The organism is Ruegeria sp. BI12, assembly GCF_056537985.1.
In genome coordinates this window covers 491773-509947 of the sequence record NZ_JBQFSL010000001.1, presented here as the reverse complement: position 1 = coordinate 509947, position 18175 = coordinate 491773, and the positions used below count along the sequence as shown (strand labels likewise).

Here is an 18175-nt window from a genome sequence, read left to right as displayed (position 1 = left end):
AGGCCACGCATAGGAGGCCAATGTGACATTCACGCGATACGCGATCTATTTTGCGCCACCGGCTCAGGCCGAATGGACGAGGTTTGCAACCCGATGGCTGGGCTGGGACATGGAAACTGGTTCCAAGATCGCCCACCCCGTAATTACGGGTGTGGATGTTGCAGCTGCAACCGAAGTCCCGCGAAAATATGGCCTTCACGCAACCATGAAGCCGCCATTTCGCCTGAACAAGGGGCAGTCTCAGGTCGATTTGCAGGAAGCCTGCGAACAGTTGGCCGAAACGCGATCGCGCGTCACGCTGGACGGGTTTGAACTCGCCAGGCTTGGACGGTTTCTTGCCCTGCGGCCCTTGGGCGAAACCACTGCTCTGAACGCACTGGCTGCGGCTTGCGTCCGCGAACTGGATAGTTTTCGCGCCCCCGCATCCGCAGCGGAACTGAACCGCAGACGCGCCTCGGGATTGACCCCGGAACAGGACGCCAACTTGCTGCGTTGGGGCTATCCTTACGTGATGGACACCTTCCGCTTTCACATCACCCTCAGCGGAAAACTGGATAAACCAACGCTGAAAGCGGTTCAGGCAGCGTTGGAGAACCATTTGGTCCCCCTGTTGCCCACTCCGTTTGATATCCGGGATTTGGCGCTTATGGGCGAGGCCGAGGATGGTAAGTTTCATCTGATCCATCGCTACGCCCTTTCTGGTTGAAGCCCGACAAGGATCTTGGTGATCGCGACCTCTAGCGGTCCGGAATTGTCAACTTCGATCACACGGTTCAGCCCGTCCGGCAAGGCAATACCAGCCCTCCCTAGGCGACGGGCCTGATCACTGGCGCTTTCCCGCCCGCGCACGGAAAGACGCTGTGCAAGAACCTTGGGGTCCGCCGTCAGCGAGACCACGATCAGGTCGCCAAAAACGTCCTGTGCGCTCAATAGAACCGAACGGGACAGATTGACCAAAAGCGCATCGGCCGATTGTCGTTGCTTTACAATTTCAATCGGGATTCCGTAGTGCAACCCATGCGCCTTCCAGTGCAATGCAAAGGTCCCGTCCTGCACCATCTTTTCGAAGATTTCGACCGACACCCGGTCGAAATCTTCGCCTTCTTCGCCCTTGGGGCGGGTAATCACCCGGCGAACCCGCTGGATACCCGGCTTCCGCGCGACCAGCGCGTCCATCACGCTATCTTTGCCCACTCCTGACGGGCCTACAACGGCTATGATTGGTGCAAGGGTCATGCGACCATTCCTGGCGTGAACTCGGATACATCGATCTCGCAATCACAGACTCGGTTGCGCGCTTCGATATCGTGAAAGATGCCAACAATCGCAGCACCGCGTGCTTTGGCCTCTTCGATCAAAGACAGGACCGTTTCACGATTTTGCGCATCCAGAGAGGCGGTCGGTTCATCCAGCAGCATTGCCGGGTAGTCATGCGCAAATCCACGCGCAATGTTCACCCGCTGCTGCTCGCCACCCGAAAAGGTGGTTGGGCTCAGGCTCCATAGTCTTTCGGGAATGTTCAAGCGCGCCAGCAAATCCGCCGCCTTGTCCAGCGCCGCCTGCCTGGCACATCCGACAGCCAACAGCGGCTCGGCCACCACCTCAAGTGTCGGCACTCTGGGAACAACACGCAGGAACTGACTGACATAGCCAAGCGTCTCACGCCGCAGAGCCAGAATTTCACGTGGTTCGGCCCTTGCAACATCCAGACCACCGACAAGAACCTGGCCTGATGCGGCCAGATAATTTCCATAGATCACCCGCATCAGCGTCGATTTGCCGGCGCCCGACGCCCCGGTCAGAGCAACGCACTCACCGGGGGCGACTTTGAGCGAGGCACCCTCCATCACCGGAATTACCGCACTGCCCTGATTATGCAGGGTGAAGCTTTTGCTCACGTCCTTGAGTTCAATCATCTTCTTCGCCCTCACACCTGCAGAACGCTGGACACCAGCAGTTGCGTGTAAGCATGCTGCGGGTCGTCCAGTACCTGATCCGTCAACCCTGCCTCAACAACGCGTCCGTCCTTCATCACCATCAAACGGTCTGCCAACAGGCGAACAACCGCCAGATCATGGGTTACAATAACAGCGCTCAGCCCCATCTCACGCACCAGCCCGCGCAGCAGATCCAGCAGACGCGCCTGAACCGACACATCCAGCCCGCCCGTTGGTTCATCCATGAACACAAGGCGCGGCCCGGTGACCAGATTGCGGGCGATCTGCAATCGCTGCTGCATCCCGCCAGAAAAGGCCGAAGGCCGGTCATCAACACGAGTCTCGTCAATCTCGACCCGTCCCAACCAATCGATCGCTCGATCGCGGATGGTGCCATAGTGACGATCGCCCACTGCCATCAGGCGCTCACCGATATTTCCGCCAGCGCTGACCGACATGCGCAAGCCATCGCGCGCATGCTGGTGCACAAAAGCCCAGTCCGTTCGACTTAACATCCGGCGTTCCGGTTCGGACATGGTGACCGTATCCGCCGGGCCGTCGGCGCGGGTGTCAAAAACCACCTGCCCAGCGTCAGGTTCCAAATGACCGGCCAAGCAATTCAACAACGTCGACTTGCCAGAACCGCTTTCACCCACGATCCCCATCACCTCACCGGGGTGGAGATCAAAACTCACGTCCGAGCAACCGATCCGCGCGCCATAGTGCTTTTCGATGCCTTTGACCTGCAACAGGGGGGTCATGCCGCATTCTCCTCGGCCAGTCGGCCTTTGTGGCCCGCTTTTCGGCGTGACCCGCAATAATCAGTGTCGGAACAGACAAACATCCGGTTGCCAGCATCATCCATTATCACTTCGTCCAGATAGCTGTCATCGCTGCCGCACAAGTCGCATGGATGAGCGGCCTTGGTTGCCTCGAAAGGATAGTCCTCGAAATCCAGGCTGACGACCTTGGTGTGCGGGGGAACTGCGTAAATTCGTTGTTCGCGACCTGCGCCAAATAGTTGGATCGCGTCCATCTCAAGCTTTGGATTGTCGAATTTCGGGATCGGCGACGGGTCCATCACATAGCGGTCAGACACTTTCACCGGATAGGCATATGCGGTCGAGATCGCCCCGTGTTGGCTGATGTCTTCATACAGTTTCACATGCATCAGCCCGTATTCTTCAAGACTGTGCATCTTGCGCGTTTCCGTTTCGCGCGGTTCCAAAAAGCGCAAAGGTTCCGGAATTGGCACCTGATACACGATAATCTGATCCTCGCGTAGCTTCGCTTCGGGGATACGATGGCGGGTCTGGATAATGGTGGCCTTCTCGGTTTCCTCAGTCGTTTCCACGCCTGCTGTGTTCTCAAAGAACTTGCGGATCGACACGGCGTTGGTGGTGTCATCTGCACCTTGGTCGATCACTTTTAACGTGTCCTCTGGCGTCAATGTCGCGGCTGAAACCTGCACTCCACCGGTGCCCCAACCATAGGGCATCGGCATTTCACGACTGGCAAAAGGGACCTGATATCCGGGCACTGCCAGTCCTTTTAATATGGCGCGGCGGATCATTCGCTTGGTTTGTTCGTCCAAATATGCGAAGTTATACTCATTCATTTTGATGTATCACTTTGTTTTTGGTGTTTTTGTGGACGTATTTTTGTTGGGCGCGCTGTTGTTAGCGCTGTTGCTGTATCTTTTCTTTCACTCGCGTCATGCGAAGCGTCGTCGCCGTGCGCAAAAGCGTGACCCGAAGGGCGAGTGGGAATCTGTTGGCGCGCGAAGGGACTCGCCGCCCGGTAGAAACCTGCGACGCCAATAAGGCGGGTTGGTAAATTCCCAATCTTGGCTTGCCACCCCGTATATACGGGCGCTATCCAGTTCATAGATGCCCCCTTTCCCTTGGCTCGACTTTCATTCCGCAGCCTCTTTTGGCTTCATCCGTTCTTCGGCTTCGCGTCGTAGTTTGCGAACCAGTTCCAACTCGGACTGGAAATCCACGTAGTGCGGCAGCTTGATATGCTCGAGGAAACCCGTCGCCTGAATGTTATCCGCATGGCTGAGGACAAATTCTTCGTCTTGCGCGGGTGCGCCCAGATTATCTTCGCCCAACTCTTCCCAACGCAGTGCGCGGTCCACCAAGGCCATCGCAATGGATTTTCGTTCAGACTGTCCAAAGACCAGACCATAGCCGCGTGTGAATTGTGGCGGTTCAGTTTTGGAGCCCTTGAACTGGTTTACCGTCTCGCATTCAGTCAATTCGATTTCGCCGATGTCGATGGCGAAACCCAGTTCCGGGATTTCCATCTCAACTGCGACTTTTCCGATCCGCAGCTCACCTACGAATGCGTGATTGCGGGCGTAGCCGCGTTGGGTGGAATAGGCCATGCCCAGCACAAACCCCTCATCCCCGCGGGTTAGGGATTGCAGACGCAGAGGGCGGTTCGACGGAAACTCCATCGGTTCGCGCGTCAGATCACCGGGGGTGGCGTCACTAGCGGGTTCATCCTGAATGATGTCCTCACCCTTCAGGAACTCCGTGATATGTGGTGTCGCCTCGGTTCGGGGTTGCAGTGTGGGTGCGACCGGAACCTCACCTTCTGCGGCCAATTTGAAGTCCAGCAAGCGGTGCGTGTAATCAAAGGTTGGCCCCAGCACCTGCCCACCCGGCGCATCCTTGAACGTAGCCGAGATCCGTCGATCACACGCCATTTCATCCGTCTTGACGGGGTTCGAATAACCAAGTCGCGGCAACGTCGTTCGGTATGCCCGTATCAGAAAGATGGCTTCGATCAGATCGCCACGCGCTTGTTTAATGGCCAAAGCCGCCAGATCGGGGTCGTACAAAGACCCCTCGGCCATCACCCGGTTGACTGCCAGACTCAGCTGCTCGCGGATTTGCGCGATGCTCAACTCGGCAATGTCGGGTGCGCCGCGACGTTCTTCCGCCAACCAGGCATGCGCGTTTTCGATGGCCTTCTCGCCACCCTTGACTGCGACATACATTGCTTAGGTCTCCATGCTGATCCGGGTACTGCGCGGAAGGGCTGCAACCCGGTTCCCGCAGGTGAAAAAGAAGTCGCACCCAAGCGGGTACAAAGCCGCATTAGCCTGCAACGCCGGAATATCCGGCAAGAAAAGCTGAGCCGTTCCCTTGATCCCCGGACCGCTTAGCTCGGCACCGGCCTGTTGCAACTCGTCACATTCTACAATCAATGTGGCCGACCGATCCGGGTATTCAGCGGTGCCGATACGGTAAGTGCCCAATGACCCCAGCTCGGCCCAGCGCCCGACGGCGAAATCTGCATCGGCCGCCTGCGCAAGGGGCGCGCCGGTGTGAAAGGTCAGCCATTCGCGCACTGCATCGGTATTGATCGCGCCAGCCAAGTGCACCTTTGTCTCGGGATCACACAGAGTCAGCAACAGCGTTCCCGCTGCAGTAGACAAGGGGTCTGGAGGGCGACTGCCGTTTAGTTCACGGATTTCGCCGGGCCGGGCCATTACGGTCATGGCGGCGCGGAATGCATGCGCGGCCTGGACCGGTGCGTTCTGAAAACCGCCAGAATAGTGGGGTTGCGCCGTCATCAATCTTCTCCCCTCACCATGGTGAAAAACTCAACTTTTGTCGCCGCAGCCTTGGAAGCCCGACCCGTTTTGTCAGCCTCCATCTGTTCTTTGAGCGGCGCGATCACCTGATCATGAACCGTACCCGCTTCGGGGGTCTGCATCAGAGCATCTATCAAGGCGGCCACTTCGGCCTTGGGTTTAGACCGGCCCTGCACGTACCCATGTCCAACTGTTCCATCCGGCAACATCAGTGAACATCGTGTGACGGTCATTTCACCAAGATTGAACCGATCGCCCGTGCCTCCAGCGCGCCCGCGCACCATGACCCCGCCGATTTCAGGGCTTCGCAGCCACTCAAAGCTCGAGTGGGTTTCGTACCTGTCCCAGAGTGTCATCAACGCACTTTCTGGCGCACGCGCCAACAGACCCATCCAGTACTGCCGTTCCGCGTTCAATTTTTTTGTCTGATCTGCCATCAAAGCCTCTTGGCCGGGTTGTCTATCTAAACTATACAACTAGACAAATATTACAGCTCACCGCCGCAGCTGGCAATCCGCAACCTTGTGAAGTTTTGATGACATGAGAAAAACACCCGTCTGGAAAGGTATCGCGCTGCACCTGACATCGGACATTGCGGAAGGTCGATACAACACCGGCGACCGCCTGCCGACCGAAGCGCAGTTGGCAGCAAAACACGGGGTCAACCGCCATACGGTGAGACGCGCGCTGTCTGATTTGGCGGACCAGGGTCTGGTGCATGCCCGCCGCGGCGCCGGCGTTTTCGTGGCTGCCCGCCCGACCGATTATGCCATCGGCAAACGCGTCCGATACCACAAAAGCATCTCGGCCAGTGGCAAGATCCCCGGAAAAAAGATCCTGACACTGACGACGCGCGCCGCAGATGAAACTGAAGCGGAGGCTTTGGAAATAGCGGTAGGCGATCAGGTGCACGTATATGACGGGCTGTCACTGGCCGACGGGCAACCAATCGGACTATTTCAAAGCGTTTTTCCCGCTGATCGCCTGCCTGGCATTCTTGAAGCTCTTTCGGAAACGGAATCTGTGACAAAGGCTTTGAAGCAATGCGGAATCGAGGACTACACCCGGATCTCCACACGGTTGACGGCGCGCGCGGCGACGGCAACGCAAGCCCTCCACCTTCGAGTGACCGAGGGTGCGCCGGTTCTGTTTTCCGTTGGCATCAACGCAGATCCGAATGGTCTGCCTGTTGAATTTGGCCGCACAGTCTTTGCCGGCGACCGGGTGACTCTGACCCTGAACGAGGACTAGACGGCAGATGCCCTCACGCCTGTATTCAAGACGGAGGGTTAGTCCCGTTGGGTGTAGCTGATGCGGACGCGTGTACGGAAGAATTATCGTCGACTTTCTCAGGCAGTTTCGTATTTCTCCAGAAATGCTTCGGCACTCAGGGCGCGGAAATCCGGCAGGGCCGCGCGCAGCCGGGAGTTATCCCAATCCCACCAGGCCAATTCCATCATGCGATTTGCAACGCCTTGCGAATACCGGCCCCGGATCAGCTCAGCCGTGACACCACCAACGATCGTATAGGGCGCAACATCCTTGGTGACCACCGCACCAGAAGCGATAATAGCCCCATGGCCGACGGTCACTTCGGGTTTGATGATCGCAGCATGGCCAATCCAGGTATCATGGCCGATCCGGGTGATGCGGCTGGCGCGATGTCCAAACCACTCCGCGTCATCTTCCGCATCATCCCAATAGTCCGCCGAGCGGTACAGAAAGTGATGCAATGACGCCTTTTCCATCGGATGATCCGTCGCGCCGATCCGCGTGAAGCTTGCGATGTTTGCGAATTTTCCGATTTCGGCATTCGCGATGTCACAGGTCCGGTCGCAATAGGAGTAATCACCAAAAACCGAATTCGCCACACGCGTCCCAGCTCCGATCTCGACAAACTCGCCAAAAGAGCTTGCGGTGATATTGCAATCAGGGTGGATAAACGGCTGGTCGGAACTCAGTCGTGGCATGGTCTGGGTGTCCTTCGTCTGGGTCACGGCAGCAGGAATGGCTTTGCCTTGGCGTTCTTGGCTCTGCGTTTCTTGCCAGTCTCTCCCTGGATAAGCCGCCGGCGCAGCCAACCCGAGAACCAGTCCATGAGCATCACCATCAGAATGATTAGGACGATGTAGTAAGCAACCTCTTCCCAGTCCTTCTGGGTGATGATTGCCTGAGTCAGCAAAAGCCCAATGCCGCCGCCCGTGATCGCGCCGATCACGGTCGCACTGCGGGTGTTGGATTCGAGGAAATACAACAACTGGCTCAGAAGCACCGGCGTCACCTGCGGGATAACGCCAAAACGATACCGCTGCGGCGCATTGGCCCCTGTGGACTGAACGCCCTCAATCTGTTTCTGGTCCACATTTTCCAGCGCTTCTGAGAAGATTTTGCCGAAGGTTCCGGTATCGGTCACCAGAATGGCCAGCGCGCCGGTGAGTGGACCAGGTCCAAAAGCACGCGCCAACACAACCGTCCAGATCAGCGCGTCCACGCCGCGAACAAAGTCAAACACACGGCGCGTCAGGAACCGGAGGGACTTAAGAGGGTTGAAATTGCGCGTTGCCAAAAAGGCCAGCGGCAGTGCGACCATGCCGGCGCCCAATGTGCCCAGGAAGGCCATCAGGATTGTCTCGAAGATGGCCCAGGCCACGTCCTGATGCCGCCACATCTTGTTGGTCCAGAAGTCATTCAGGATTGCCCCGCCTTCGCCCTTTGCGGCGAGGCCCGCCAGTTCCCAGAGGGATTTGCCGTAATAAGGGCTGTCGAGCGTGAACCAGAACAGCTCCCACCCGTTGAAGTAACGGAACACCTCTGACCGGTTCCGCGTCACGGTCAAGCGCCCGGCATCCGTGGTGATCGCCATCCTGTTCTTGGAGACGTTGATCCAGTCCGGCACCTCGCCTGCGGGCAATTCGGCCTGAACTCCGGCCGACCGGGTTGGGGTGGCGCGGACGGTGCCATAGCCGGGGATGTCGTATTCAACAGTCTCGGGGCCAAAGCGCACAATGTGGCCGTTTTCCAGATCGATCACCGTGGTATCGCCCAGCGAGACCCACTCCGGGGCCTCACCTTCGGGGTATGCGCCTTTGCGCTCACCCTCGATGGCAGCCGAGACTTCGCCAGTGCGGTTGTCACGCGTGACATGGGTTTTATAGCTATAGCTGTCGGCCACCAGCGTCTTGCCGTTTTCCCAGTTTGCCCGTTCGGCCAATCCCGGAACGTCGAAGGCAAAGAAGACATAGGCAAGGTAGGCAAGCACCAACGCAGGCAGTCCAAAGTTCGTCAGCCGTTTACGGATGAACAAACGGTCGGCCTCGGTCTTGAGCTCATAAATTGTCAGATTGGTGGCGAAGGTGCTCATGCCCGCGCTCCTTTTTCAGATCCGTGAGTCAGACGGTCACGCAGGATACCCGAGATCTGATCGACCACGACAATAGTGACAAACAGTAGCAGAAAGATCGCGGCAGCTTCGTCATAGCGCCCCTGCCCCCAGGACATCGAATTGCGCAATTCGTATCCAAGTCCGCCAGCGCCAACAAAACCCAGAATGGCCGAAGCGCGAATGTTTATCTCGAACCGCAGCAGCGCATAGCTGACATAGTTCGGGCCGACCTGTGGGATCACGCCCAGGTACATCCGCTGGGACCAGTTCGCGCCAACCGAATACAGGCCTTCGACCGGTTTCAGCGAAGCGTTCTCGTTCACTTCAGAAAACAGTTTTCCAAGTGCCCCGGCTGTGTGAATGGCAATCGCGATCATCGCCGGAACCGGGCCACCACCCAGCACGAAGATCAGGACCAGCGCGATTACGATCTCTGGTACAGCACGGCAGATATCGGCTATGCGGCGGAACAGTGGGATTAACGAAGGCCACAAGGCCATGCCGCGCGTGGACATCAACGCCAGAAACGTTCCGCCGATTGCGCCGATCAGCGTTGAGGCTGCGGCGATGTTGAGCGTTTCAACCAAAGCTGGGAAGAACTTCACAAGGTTTTCCGGCATCGCGCCGATCTTTTCCCACGCCTCGGATAAAACCTCGGCCGGGTAGTCGAAGATGCGGTGCCAGCCGTCAACAAAACTGCCGGCATTGCGGGCATCGGCTGTTCGGAAACCAGCAGCCATCAGGGCCACAAAAACGATCAGAAGGATACCACCATAGACCCGCTTGCGCCGTGTCATCTCGGAATAGTCGGCCCGGATCCGGTCGACGCTGGGGGACCCCGCGGTCAGGTCTGTCATGGAATGCTCCTGAGTGGGTAAAAGGGGCCCGGTTTACCACCGGACCCCGATCATTGGAGATGCAGGCCTAGTTGGACTTCAACTTGCGTGCTTCGATGATGATTTCGTAAGCGTCGTGGGTGATCGGCATCAGCCCTTTGGATTCACCGCCCAGAACGTTGTACATGCAGTCCGGATCAATAGAATTCATCGAGGCCAGCATACCGGTCATCTTGATTTTGACATCTTCGGGCAATTCAGTGCGCAGCACGAACGGGCCTTCGGGGATCGGAGCAGATTTCCAGATTTCGACCAGATCGTTCATGTCGACCAGACCGGCATCCACGGCACGGCGCAGCGCGCCGGACTGATAACCGTCTTCCCAGTCTCCCAGACCGTCGGCCCATGTCACACCACCATCAACGTCACCGTTGTTTACTGCCACGATGGTCTGCTCATGGCCGCCGGTGAATTTTACTTCGCCAAAATAGTCACCCGAAGTCATGGTCGCGCCGGTGGCCTGCGGAATTTCGATCGACGGGATCAGGAAGCCCGAGGTCGAGTTAGGATCGCCGAAGCCGAAGGTCTTGTCCTTCATGTCTTCCAACGAGGCAATACCACTGTCCTTGCGGGCAAACCCGATCGAATAATAACCGTAGCTGCCATCGGTGTTGACCTTGACCAGAACAGGCTCAACCGCTTCAGGATCGCTCAGGTAGGTTTTGGCGTAACCGGATGCACCCAGCCAGGCCATGTCGATGGTGCCACCCAGCAGCCCCTGAATTACGCCGTTGTAATCGGCGGGCGCGAACAGCTTGGTCTCGACACCCAGCAGGTCTTCTGTCTGCTGACGCAGGCATTCCTGCTTGCTCAGACGGTCCTGGGCGTTCTCGCCACCCAGAATGCCGATGCGGAACTCGCTGATTTCCTGAGCCATTGCAGGCGCGGCCATTGCAGTAGTGGCCACCAGGGCAGCAATAAGTTTTTTCATCTGTCTCTCTCCGGTTTGATGTGCCGGCCTTTCATCGGCCGGTCGATGAAAGGGGTGGTGGGGCTTAGATGGTGGCCTCGGCTTCCATCAGGGCCTTTTGGGTCGCGTCGAGCGTTTCGATCTCGGTCGAGGTCGCCTCTTCCGAGAAGCTGGCATCGGCACCATAGATTTCGCGGGCCACGCCAGTTGTCAGTTGCTCGGGCAGGCCATCAAAGACAATTCGGCCGTCGCGCATACCAACGACGCGGTCGCAATAGCGGCGCGCTGTGTCCAGTGTGTGCAGGTTGGCGATGACGGTACGGCCGTCTTCTTCATGGATACTACGCAGTGCCTGCATAACGACTTGTGCGTTCATTGGATCCAGCGAGGCGATGGGCTCGTCCGCCAGAATGATGCTGGGGTTCTGCATCAGCGCTCGCGCAATGGCGACGCGTTGTTGCTGGCCGCCCGATAGTGCCTCGGCGCGTTTGGGCGCATGCTCGGCGATGCCAAGGCGATCCAGAATATCGATGGCGCGATGGATGTCTTCCATCGGGAACAGGTTGAACATGGTCGCCAACGTCGAGTGGCGGTTCAGCGTTCCGTGCAGTACATTCGATACCACATCCATGCGCGGCACGAGGTTGAATTGCTGAAAGATCATCGCGCAATCGGCTTGCCATGCGCGTTTGTCACGGCCCTTCAGCTTGGTGACATCGCGGCCTTCGAACAGGATTTCACCGTCGCTTGCATCGGTCAGGCGATTGATCATCCGCAACAGGGTCGACTTGCCCGCGCCGGACCGCCCGATGATGCCAATCATGCAAGGCTTGTCTACATCCAGCGTGGCTGCATCTACGGCTACGTTTTCGCCGAAGCGCTTGGTCAGTTTTTCTATCCGCAGCACGTGCCACCCCCAATTCGTGTTGGCGGTCAGCTACAGACCGGATTCAACGGCTTTGTGTCGGCGGCATGAAAGTTTTGTAAATAGCCTTGCATCGACAGGCCTACCCATCGCCACGTATCGCAGCTATATGCGGTGCCAACACGTTACTCACATGAGGCCAACCATGAGCTTTGACCGCAGCATCAAGATCGCTCCGTCGATCCTGTCCGCCGACTTCGCCAATTTCGGCGCCGAGATTCGGGCCATCGAAGCCCAGGGGGCGGATTGGGTCCATGTCGATGTGATGGACGGCCATTTCGTACCAAACCTGACCTTTGGCCCACCCGCCGTCAAAGCATTCCGTCCGCATGTCAAAACGGTGATGGATGTGCACCTGATGATCACCCCTGTTGATCCCTACATTCAGGCCTACGCGGATGCAGGCGCCGACATCCTGACCACACATATCGAGGCAGGGCCGCACACCCACCGAACTCTGCAAGCGATCCGCGCCGCTGGTATGAAGGCGGGCGTTGCTTTGAATCCCGGCACACCGGCCGAAGCAATTGACCACCTGCTGGACCTGACCGATCTGGTTTGCGTCATGACAGTGAACCCCGGCTTTGGTGGCCAAAAGTTCATCGATATGACCAGCAAGGTTCGCAAGCTGCGGTCGATGATCGGCGATCGCCCGATCCATATCGAGATTGACGGTGGCGTTGACCCGAAGACCGCCCCATTGGTGGCTGCAGCTGGTGCGGACGTGCTGGTTGCAGGTTCAGCCGTATTCAAGGGCGGATCGGTCGAAAACCCGGATGTCTACGGTGCCAACATCAAAGCGGTACGCGAAGCGGCGGAAGCGGCGACTGCGTAATCGTTACCTCAGACCAAGTGACGCGTTAGTTGGAACGTTGCGCGTCACTGGTTGTTGCCGATGGGCGGTTGCCATACCGAGCGCGCATCTTGATCGCTTGAATGAACCGCCCTTCTGCCACCAAAGCGGACAGAAAATCACCAAGGTAGTCCTTGTGTAGACCTGAAGCGATAGCCGCATCGAATGCGCTTTCGGCGGCATCGAACCGGTGTTCATCCAGCATCACCAGAGCATTTGTATATTGTTCAAACTCGCCATCGGGATTGAACCCAAGCGCCTGATCGATGGCATCACGGGCCTCATCCGTGTGCCCCATCCATAACGCTATTTCCGCATGCAGACGGTGATCAAACTGGTCGGCGCCTTCAAGCGCAACACTGCGTCGAATGTGGAAAAGTGCCGCTTCGTAGTCGAGGTCGTCCGCCAACAGGCTGGCCCGCCAATAAAGCAGATAACTGCTGCCCGACCCTACCCGGCTTTCGGTCAACTCCAGCACCTCGTGCGCCTGCGATCTTTGACCTAAATCCGACAGCGCCCGTGCCTTTCGCACATAACCATCTGCATCGTCAGGTTTGGCGGCGATCACTGCTTCTGCGTCTTTCAGCGCCTGTTTGGGCCGATCCAGCATCAGCAGGATCAGGGACCGACGTGATAAAGCGGTCACGAAATCCGGTTTAAGGTCCAACGCCCGGCTTACGTGGGCGAACGCGGCCTCCCAATCGTTTTGTTCCGATAACAGAAAGGCGACGCCGTACTCGGCGTATGGGTCGTACGGGTCTAGGTCGCTTGCGGTCCTGAACAAAGTTAGCGCTTCGTCCTGCCGGTAATGATCAACCAGTGTCCACGCCAGTTCCCGCATCGCCCACGTGTATTCGGGGTTTAGGGCAAGCGCGGTTTGCATCACCTCTTCGAACTCAGCAAAATCCATTTCTCCGGACCGGCGCGCACTGGCGGCCAGACCAGCCATATTGCTTGCATTGGGTTTGCGTGACACAGCCTGCCGAAATAGCGCAGCTGCAGCCGCATAATCATCACGATTGTATTTGACCCATGCACGCCCCTGCAGCCCAAGCTCGGCCGTGGGGTTCAAAGCCAGAATTTCGACGAAAGCGTCGTCAGCTTTATCCATGTCATCTAGGTCATAGTAAGCCCATCCCAGCTTATCCAACATCTCAATGCGCTGCCGATCTGACGCGCCTGCGCCGCCGAGCCCACGCTGACAAATTTCGATGATGCGCTCTGGCGTGTCACTTTGATCCAGACAGGCGGAAACATATGTTTCCTGAGAGTCCGTCAGCAGCGGCTTAGCCTGCGCGACGCCGATCATCCCAGCCGCTGCTATCAGGGAAACCCCGGTGAACTTAGTTAAAGATTTGATCATGCTACCAAAAATCTGAATACCTGCCGCCAGAATACTGACAATTGTGAAAAGAAAAAGGCCGCCCCGAGCGACGCGGCCAAATATTTCGCCAGTGTGCCACTGGAGGGGCGGCGCTATTGCAAAGACTTCTGATTGACCGTCAGCCACGGTTCTTCAACCTGCATTCCCTGATAGATTGCGTGAAAAAGACGTGCACTAGACCTGTTCATCTGAATTACTTGAGTCCCTCAAGGTCTACACTTAATGCGGTCGTCAAACGGGGCCACAAAATCCGCAAGCTTGCGGACCTTGGTTGGGCGTGTACCGTCCTTTTCGAGATGCTGATCCATCTTGATTGTGAGGATCGGGCCAACTGAACTGAACGGGTCCGCGAATAGCTGTGAAAACGCCGGGCTGACCCCGGCTAAGCTGCGATTGATAACGAGAGCAACAGAGTATTCACTCCACAGCCCGCAGTTGCTGAAGTTTCAACCACCGCGCTTTAAGTTCGTTTTGCTAACCCAAAAAAATTACCTCATGCCTCAACGGGTCGGAAAGCGCTGCATGAATTCTTGGCGCATGCGCAAACGTTCCGGATACTCTTCCAGAAACTGCTTCGGCGGCTTTCCTTCCCAAACCTGAGCGTAAACGCGCATCTTGTTGCCACCGTAGATCTTGGCAAGGTCCTCATCCGAGTATCCACGCGCCCAAAGGTCATCCGTGATCGCGGCCAGGATCTTGGCCAGCTCTCCATTGCCAGTCGCGCCTTTGTTGAACGCGTCAATCATGTAACCGCCGTCATCATACATGCTGGCATTTGCGGTCGCGAACTCAACAACAAGTGCGGTCGAAAACATGTCATCGGTCGCGATCCCAACGTGATCCACACCAACAAGCTGCACATAATAGTCGATCATGTCAGCTGCCTGTTTTGGCGAAATGTCGTCTGGCCAGACGCCGTCCATCATCCACTCAGTGAACGTCGGTGAGACATAGCCGCCCGACTCCGCTGCCCGGACAGCTTCGTCGTCTGGAATTGCTCGGTAGCAACCGCGGGGTGTTGCGTTCGGCTCGCTCTTATACAAACCCGCTGGCACAGAATGCGTATAAACAAATGGAACATCAGGATAACTGCTTTCCATATAATCCATTGCGTCATTGGCAGTGCGAGAGCCCGTGTGGCTAAGATCCAGAAGGATTCCGAACCGAACCATTTCGTCTATGATCGATTTGCCCCAAGGGGTCAGCCCGATGTCATTACCGTTATACGCGGCCAACTGTCCCGACCCGGTCCGGAAGACATCGTTATAGGCCAGGATCATGCTTTTGATGCCCATGTCCTTAAGCAGGGCCATCTTCTTGAGATCACCATTCAGAACGGTCGCGGTCTGACTGTTCCAGATCACCGCGGTTTTGCCCTGTAGATGGGCAGCCTCGATATCCCGTGTTTCGTTTACGATCAGATAACTTTCTGGTTGCTCAGCCATGGCCGCACGAAAATGATAGTGTTGCTCCAACAGCGTTTCAAAGGACATGTCTGCAGCGGCAAGAGTCATTTCGTGCCCAGTAATCCCGTTGCCTCGTGCGCGGTCAAAATAGGTGTGCAACTGTTCATATTCCGTCCAGCCCGTACCGTACGGACTGGCAAGCATTCCCAGGACGATTGTATCTTGAACGAATTGCTTCGCCTCGTCCGAAGCATCCCATGTCTTGCTTTCTTCGCTGGCCAGGGCCGGAGTTGTGCTTATCACAAAAAGGCCAAGTATAATTGCGGCTGCTTTCATGGCGGAATTCCCTAATAACGCATTGGGTGATTGCATTCTGCACACTGGGTGGCTTTTTAGATAGGATGAAATGCAATTTTTGAATTTGTTTAAGGATATTTATGACAACCCGTATGAGTTGAGCACAATCTGTTTTCGTTTGCCTTGCTGGTCAGAGTGTGACCATGAACACCCGTATCAAACACTAATAAATGAGAATGCCCCATGATTGAACGCATCGACACCGGCGAACGCTCCTCAAAAATCGTGAAACACAACGGCGTGGCCTACTTGACCGGGCAAGTCGCAGAAGGCGAGACAATTCAGGAACAGGTCCGGATTTGCCTCGAGAAAATTGACGCCCTGCTCGAACAAGCCGGTTCATCCCGCGAAAAGATGTTGCGGGTGACGATCTGGCTGGCCGATATGAAGGATTTCGCCGGATTAAACGAGGTTTGGAATGCCTGGGTACCCAAGGGCCATGCCCCCGCCCGCGCTTGCGGTGAAGCCAAACTGGCGCGTCCTGAGTTGAAAGTGGAGTTCATCGTGGACGCCGCCTACGACTAAAACGGCACTTTCAGCCTTTGGCTTAGGCAAAAACGAAAAAGGGCGTCCCGAGGGACGCCCTTTCTTTGTATATTCGCTGGTGCGACTTACTCGATGATTTTCGAGACGACGCCGGCGCCGACGGTGCGGCCGCCTTCGCGGATCGCGAAACGCAGACCGTCTTCCATCGCGATCGGAGCGATCAGCTCGACGGTGAAACCAACGTTGTCGCCAGGCATAACCATCTCGGTGCCAGCTGCCAGGGTCACGGTGCCGGTCACGTCAGTTGTACGGAAGTAGAACTGCGGACGGTAGTTCGCGAAGAACGGAGTGTGACGACCGCCTTCTTCCTTGGTCAGGATGTAGGCCTCGGCTTCGAACTTGGTGTGCGGTGTAACCGAACCCGGCTTACACAGAACCTGACCACGCTCAACGCCGTCACGGTCGATGCCGCGCAGCAGGGCGCCGATGTTGTCGCCAGCTTCACCGCGATCCAGCAGCTTGCGGAACATTTCAACACCGGTACAGGTGGTTTTCTGAGTGTCACGGATGCCGACGATTTCGATCTCGTCGCCAACGTTGATCACGCCACGCTCAACACGACCTGTAACAACGGTACCACGGCCCGAGATCGAGAACACGTCTTCGACCGGCATCAGGAACGGCTTGTCAACTTCACGCTCAGGGGTGTCGATGTAGTCATCAACAGCCGCCATCAGCTCTTTGATCTTCTCTTCGCCGATTTCAGGGTTGTTGCCTTCCATTGCGGCCAGAGCCGAACCTGCGATGATCGGAATATCGTCGCCGGGATATTCGTAGCTGGACAGCAGTTCGCGAACTTCCATCTCAACCAGTTCCAGCAGCTCTTCGTCGTCAACCTGGTCAACTTTGTTCATGAACACGACCATCTTCGGGATGCCAACCTGGCGGCCCAGCAGGATGTGCTCGCGGGTCTGCGGCATCGGGCCGTCAGCTGCGTTCACAACCAGGATCGCGCCGTCCATCTGAGCGGCACCGGTGATCATGTTCTTGACGTAGTCGGCGTGGCCGGGGCAGTCGACGTGCGCGTAGTGGCGGTTGTCGGTCTCGTATTCCACGTGGGCGGTCGAGATGGTGATGCCACGTGCTTTTTCTTCAGGCGCGCCGTCAATCTGGTCATACGCTTTGAAGTCACCGAAATACTTGGTGATTGCTGCGGTCAGCGTGGTCTTGCCGTGGTCAACGTGGCCAATCGTGCCGATGTTAACGTGCGGCTTATTACGCTCAAACTTTTCCTTTGCCATTCCTCAGGCGCCCTTTTGCGATTTGGGGGACCCTTGGTCCCGTGGTTACATCTGCGCGCGCGAGATATTTGGTTCAAAGGGGAAAATCAAGCACATCCTGCGTTAAAAGGTCTTTAGGACGCCGGATTTTGCGTGACCTCGACGGAATCCAGCGGTTGGATCAGGTCCGGGCGCCGGTCAAACCAGCCATTGTCCTTGTGTTCCTCAGCCAGCCACTCTTCTACGCGGTCTGCGACCTTGAGGGCCAGGCCATCCATTTGCTCTTCTCTGGTGCGCGAATGACCAGATCCCGTAAGTGCGCTTTCACCGGTCGTGTCTTCCAGCACCTGAAACTGTTTACCTTTGGCCAGGAACTCTTTTTCTCGCACGTCATAAACATTCACCAGAACAATTGCCGTGCTTTTGGGGTTGTAGATCACGGGCACACCCGGAGGTGCCAACATGTATCCTTCCAGGCTGATCCCAATGTCGTATTCCTGAGCGCCCTCATATCGGCCAAGCCGAATATTCACGGCGTTCTGAATGGCGTCTTCCCACTCTTTGGGCGTCGCATCCCGCGATACCGGTCCCTGCCGGGCTTTTTCGGCGAATGCGTAATTGACGCGTAGTTTGAATTCGCCCAGCGACTCGGGCTCTTCATAAACCTGCGTCTGCGTGCACGCGCCAATCAGGGCCAATCCGGCGATAAGGGTCAGTATCCGCAACATGGTCTCGTCTCGATATGCCTGTTT

20 protein-coding genes are annotated in these 18175 nt (G+C 56.9%); 4 read left to right on the top strand and 16 right to left on the bottom strand.

The window, feature by feature from the left end; genetic code table 11:
• Positions 1–22: 22 nt before the first annotated feature.
• Positions 23–706 carry a DUF1045 domain-containing protein gene (locus tag ACR0AK_RS02755; protein ID WP_480792286.1) on the top strand — a complete coding sequence of 228 codons (684 nt, stop codon included), beginning with the start codon at positions 23–25 and terminating at the stop codon, positions 704–706.
• On the opposite strand, the gene phnN is transcribed toward ACR0AK_RS02755, so the two are convergent.
• The 7 genes from phnN to phnG form a co-directional block, all read right to left on the bottom strand.
• Positions 688–1236 carry a phosphonate metabolism protein/1,5-bisphosphokinase (PRPP-forming) PhnN gene (phnN, locus tag ACR0AK_RS02750; protein ID WP_480792285.1) on the bottom strand — a complete coding sequence of 183 codons (549 nt, stop codon included), beginning with the start codon at positions 1234–1236 and terminating at the stop codon, positions 688–690. The genes ACR0AK_RS02755 and phnN overlap by 19 nt on opposite strands.
• Positions 1233–1916: a phosphonate C-P lyase system protein PhnL gene (phnL, locus tag ACR0AK_RS02745; protein WP_170561161.1), complete on the bottom strand. Its 684-nt coding sequence runs from the start codon at positions 1914–1916 to the stop codon at positions 1233–1235. Before phnL ends, phnN begins: the two co-directional genes overlap by 4 nt.
• A gap of 11 nt (positions 1917–1927) precedes the next feature.
• The gene (gene phnK, locus ACR0AK_RS02740) at positions 1928–2698 is read right to left on the bottom strand and encodes a phosphonate C-P lyase system protein PhnK (protein ID WP_480792284.1); all 771 of its coding nucleotides are present in this window, start codon (positions 2696–2698) and stop codon (positions 1928–1930) included.
• Complete coding sequence (locus ACR0AK_RS02735) at positions 2695–3555, bottom strand: alpha-D-ribose 1-methylphosphonate 5-phosphate C-P-lyase PhnJ (RefSeq protein WP_480792283.1); 861 nt, start codon at positions 3553–3555, stop codon at positions 2695–2697. The genes phnK and ACR0AK_RS02735 overlap by 4 nt, the downstream gene beginning before the upstream one ends.
• 297 nt (positions 3556–3852) lie before the next feature.
• On the bottom strand, positions 3853–4944 hold the full coding sequence (locus tag ACR0AK_RS02730; protein WP_480792282.1) for a carbon-phosphorus lyase complex subunit: 1092 nt from the start codon (positions 4942–4944) through the stop codon (positions 3853–3855).
• 3 nt (positions 4945–4947) lie between these two features.
• Positions 4948–5523, bottom strand: coding sequence for a phosphonate C-P lyase system protein PhnH (gene phnH, locus ACR0AK_RS02725; protein ID WP_480792281.1), 576 nt, complete (start codon positions 5521–5523; stop codon positions 4948–4950).
• Positions 5523–5981 carry a phosphonate C-P lyase system protein PhnG gene (gene phnG, locus ACR0AK_RS02720; protein WP_480792280.1) on the bottom strand — a complete coding sequence of 153 codons (459 nt, stop codon included), beginning with the start codon at positions 5979–5981 and terminating at the stop codon, positions 5523–5525. The genes phnH and phnG overlap by 1 nt, the downstream gene beginning before the upstream one ends.
• Before the next feature lie 103 nt (positions 5982–6084).
• Between phnG and phnF the strand changes: the two genes are divergently transcribed.
• Positions 6085–6795: a phosphonate metabolism transcriptional regulator PhnF gene (phnF, locus tag ACR0AK_RS02715; protein WP_480792279.1), complete on the top strand. Its 711-nt coding sequence runs from the start codon at positions 6085–6087 to the stop codon at positions 6793–6795.
• Positions 6796–6893: 98 nt separating this feature from the next.
• Here the strand turns inward: phnF and ACR0AK_RS02710 are convergent, their stop codons facing one another.
• The 5 genes from ACR0AK_RS02710 to phnC all read right to left on the bottom strand — a co-directional run bounded on the left by ACR0AK_RS02710 (position 6894) and on the right by phnC (position 11639).
• Positions 6894–7514, bottom strand: a complete 621-nt coding sequence (locus ACR0AK_RS02710; RefSeq protein WP_480792278.1) for an LbetaH domain-containing protein — start codon at positions 7512–7514, stop codon at positions 6894–6896.
• Between the two features lie 23 nt (positions 7515–7537).
• The gene (gene phnE / locus ACR0AK_RS02705; protein WP_480792277.1) at positions 7538–8905 is read right to left on the bottom strand and encodes a phosphonate ABC transporter, permease protein PhnE; all 1368 of its coding nucleotides are present in this window, start codon (positions 8903–8905) and stop codon (positions 7538–7540) included.
• Positions 8902–9783 (bottom strand): phosphonate ABC transporter, permease protein PhnE, encoded by an 882-nt coding sequence (gene phnE / locus ACR0AK_RS02700; protein ID WP_480792276.1) that lies wholly within the window; start codon positions 9781–9783, stop codon positions 8902–8904. The genes phnE (ACR0AK_RS02705) and phnE (ACR0AK_RS02700) overlap by 4 nt, the downstream gene beginning before the upstream one ends.
• A gap of 67 nt (positions 9784–9850) precedes the next feature.
• On the bottom strand, positions 9851–10753 hold the full coding sequence (gene phnD, locus ACR0AK_RS02695; protein WP_170561171.1) for a phosphonate ABC transporter substrate-binding protein: 903 nt from the start codon (positions 10751–10753) through the stop codon (positions 9851–9853).
• Positions 10754–10817: 64 nt separating this feature from the next.
• A complete protein-coding gene (gene phnC / locus ACR0AK_RS02690) occupies positions 10818–11639 on the bottom strand; it encodes a phosphonate ABC transporter ATP-binding protein (RefSeq protein WP_170561172.1) in 822 nt (273 codons plus the stop codon).
• 163 nt (positions 11640–11802) lie between these two features.
• On the opposite strand from phnC, the gene rpe reads away from it, so the two are divergent.
• On the top strand, positions 11803–12492 hold the full coding sequence (rpe, locus tag ACR0AK_RS02685) for a ribulose-phosphate 3-epimerase (RefSeq protein WP_170561173.1): 690 nt from the start codon (positions 11803–11805) through the stop codon (positions 12490–12492).
• A 25-nt stretch (positions 12493–12517) separates the two neighbouring features.
• On the opposite strand, the gene ACR0AK_RS02680 is transcribed toward rpe, so the two are convergent.
• A complete protein-coding gene (locus tag ACR0AK_RS02680) occupies positions 12518–13873 on the bottom strand; it encodes a tetratricopeptide repeat protein (protein WP_480792275.1) in 1356 nt (451 codons plus the stop codon).
• Between the two features lie 521 nt (positions 13874–14394).
• Positions 14395–15636, bottom strand: a complete 1242-nt coding sequence (locus tag ACR0AK_RS02675; protein ID WP_480792274.1) for a dipeptidase — start codon at positions 15634–15636, stop codon at positions 14395–14397.
• Between the two features lie 204 nt (positions 15637–15840).
• On the opposite strand from ACR0AK_RS02675, the gene ACR0AK_RS02670 reads away from it, so the two are divergent.
• Positions 15841–16182, top strand: a complete 342-nt coding sequence (locus ACR0AK_RS02670; protein WP_480792273.1) for a RidA family protein — start codon at positions 15841–15843, stop codon at positions 16180–16182.
• An 86-nt stretch (positions 16183–16268) separates the two neighbouring features.
• Here ACR0AK_RS02670 and tuf read toward each other — a convergent pair whose 3' ends face one another.
• Both tuf and ACR0AK_RS02660 read right to left on the bottom strand, forming a co-directional pair.
• Positions 16269–17444, bottom strand: coding sequence for an elongation factor Tu (tuf, locus tag ACR0AK_RS02665; RefSeq protein WP_010441214.1), 1176 nt, complete (start codon positions 17442–17444; stop codon positions 16269–16271).
• Between the two features lie 113 nt (positions 17445–17557).
• Positions 17558–18151 (bottom strand): hypothetical protein, encoded by a 594-nt coding sequence (locus ACR0AK_RS02660; RefSeq protein ID WP_170561177.1) that lies wholly within the window; start codon positions 18149–18151, stop codon positions 17558–17560.
• Between the last annotated feature and the right edge of the window lie 24 nt (positions 18152–18175).

Excerpts from the sequence above, each read along its gene's own strand:
- phnN (WP_480792285.1), bottom strand. The coding sequence starts at position 1,236 with ATGACCCTTGCACCAATCATAGCCGTTGTAGGCCCGTCAGGAGTGGGC.
- phnL (WP_170561161.1), bottom strand. The coding sequence starts at position 1,916 with ATGATTGAACTCAAGGACGTGAGCAAAAGCTTCACCCTGCATAATCAG.
- phnK (WP_480792284.1), bottom strand. The coding sequence starts at position 2,698 with ATGACCCCCCTGTTGCAGGTCAAAGGCATCGAAAAGCACTATGGCGCG.
- ACR0AK_RS02735 (WP_480792283.1), bottom strand. The coding sequence starts at position 3,555 with ATGAATGAGTATAACTTCGCATATTTGGACGAACAAACCAAGCGAATG.
- ACR0AK_RS02730 (WP_480792282.1), bottom strand. The coding sequence starts at position 4,944 with ATGTATGTCGCAGTCAAGGGTGGCGAGAAGGCCATCGAAAACGCGCAT.
- phnH (WP_480792281.1), bottom strand. The coding sequence starts at position 5,523 with ATGACGGCGCAACCCCACTATTCTGGCGGTTTTCAGAACGCACCGGTC.
- phnG (WP_480792280.1), bottom strand. The coding sequence starts at position 5,981 with ATGGCAGATCAGACAAAAAAATTGAACGCGGAACGGCAGTACTGGATG.
- phnF (WP_480792279.1), top strand. The coding sequence starts at position 6,085 with ATGAGAAAAACACCCGTCTGGAAAGGTATCGCGCTGCACCTGACATCG.
- ACR0AK_RS02710 (WP_480792278.1), bottom strand. The coding sequence starts at position 7,514 with ATGCCACGACTGAGTTCCGACCAGCCGTTTATCCACCCTGATTGCAAT.
- phnE (WP_480792277.1), bottom strand. The coding sequence starts at position 8,905 with ATGAGCACCTTCGCCACCAATCTGACAATTTATGAGCTCAAGACCGAG.
- phnE (WP_480792276.1), bottom strand. The coding sequence starts at position 9,783 with ATGACAGACCTGACCGCGGGGTCCCCCAGCGTCGACCGGATCCGGGCC.
- phnD (WP_170561171.1), bottom strand. The coding sequence starts at position 10,753 with ATGAAAAAACTTATTGCTGCCCTGGTGGCCACTACTGCAATGGCCGCG.
- rpe (WP_170561173.1), top strand. The coding sequence starts at position 11,803 with ATGAGCTTTGACCGCAGCATCAAGATCGCTCCGTCGATCCTGTCCGCC.
- ACR0AK_RS02680 (WP_480792275.1), bottom strand. The coding sequence starts at position 13,873 with ATGATCAAATCTTTAACTAAGTTCACCGGGGTTTCCCTGATAGCAGCG.
- ACR0AK_RS02675 (WP_480792274.1), bottom strand. The coding sequence starts at position 15,636 with ATGAAAGCAGCCGCAATTATACTTGGCCTTTTTGTGATAAGCACAACT.
- ACR0AK_RS02670 (WP_480792273.1), top strand. The coding sequence starts at position 15,841 with ATGATTGAACGCATCGACACCGGCGAACGCTCCTCAAAAATCGTGAAA.
- tuf (WP_010441214.1), bottom strand. The coding sequence starts at position 17,444 with ATGGCAAAGGAAAAGTTTGAGCGTAATAAGCCGCACGTTAACATCGGC.
- ACR0AK_RS02660 (WP_170561177.1), bottom strand. The coding sequence starts at position 18,151 with ATGTTGCGGATACTGACCCTTATCGCCGGATTGGCCCTGATTGGCGCG.